The organism is Pseudescherichia sp. AS216 (assembly GCF_037152055.1).
Classification (GTDB): Bacteria; Pseudomonadota; Gammaproteobacteria; order Enterobacterales; family Enterobacteriaceae; genus Pseudescherichia.
The window spans coordinates 1-1060 of the sequence record NZ_JBBCMV010000016.1; the positions used below are offsets into that span (position 1 = coordinate 1).

Sequence of the window (1060 nt, forward strand, 5' to 3'; positions counted from 1 at the left end):
CCTCACGGTACTGGTTCACTATCGGTCAGTCAGGAGTATTTAGCCTTGGAGGATGGTCCCCCCATATTCAGACAGGATACCACGTGTCCCGCCCTACTCTTCGAGTTCACAACGTGTGCATTTTTGTGTACGGGACTATCACCCTGTATCGTGCGACTTTCCAGACGCTTCCACTAACACACACGCTGATTCAGACTCTGGGCTGTTCCCCGTTCGCTCGCCGCTACTGGGGGAATCTCGGTTGATTTCTTTTCCTCGGGGTACTTAGATGTTTCAGTTCCCCCGGTTCGCCTCACAACACTATGTATTCATGTTGAGATAGTGTGTCGAAACACACTGGGTTTCCCCATTCGGAAATCGCCGGTTATAACGGTTCATATCACCTTACCGGCGCTTATCGCAGATTAGCACGTCCTTCATCGCCTCTGACTGCCAGGGCATCCACCGTGTACGCTTAGTCGCTTAACCTCACAACCCGAAGATGTTTCACTTCTGATTGCGAAAATTTGAGAGACTCGAACACACCGCATCTTCCTTTCTTATTACGGAGAAAGGAAACAGTGTGTCGTTTCAATTTTCAGCTTGATCCAGATTTTTAAAGAGCAAAACTTCGCAGCGCACCTTTGCAGGTACACTCTGAAGTTTTCTTGTTTCAGCAGTAAGTGATGGTGGAGCTATGCGGGATCGAACCGCAGACCTCCTGCGTGCAAGGCAGGCGCTCTCCCAGCTGAGCTATAGCCCCATCGTAGTTATCTCATTCACCTTAATTCTTTCTGAGACAAGGCGTGGAATAACGAAGCATACTTAGGTATGTGAGTTATTTCACAACACAGTATCAGGAAGAATTTGGTAGGCCTGAGTGGACTTGAACCACCGACCTCACCCTTATCAGGGGTGCGCTCTAACCACCTGAGCTACAAGCCTGCAGAGATTTTTACTGCTGTTTATTTCTATCAGACAATCTGTGTGGACACTGCGAAGCAGGTTCTTTCAGGTAAGGAGGTGATCCAACCGCAGGTTCCCCTACGGTTACCTTGTTACGACTTCACCCCAGTCATGA

Annotated in this window: 2 tRNA genes and 2 rRNA genes; all 4 read right to left on the reverse strand. The window is 49.0% G+C overall.

The annotated features are described in order from the left end of the window. A 23S ribosomal RNA gene (locus tag WFN61_RS20675) occupies positions 1-468 on the reverse strand; the annotation flags it as partial. Between the two features lie 198 nt (positions 469-666). Beyond that, positions 667-742 (reverse strand) — tRNA-Ala (locus WFN61_RS20680). Positions 743-847: 105 nt separating this feature from the next. Further along, positions 848-924, reverse strand: a tRNA-Ile gene (locus tag WFN61_RS20685). 71 nt (positions 925-995) lie between these two features. Next, positions 996-1060 (reverse strand): 16S ribosomal RNA (locus tag WFN61_RS20690); the annotation flags it as partial.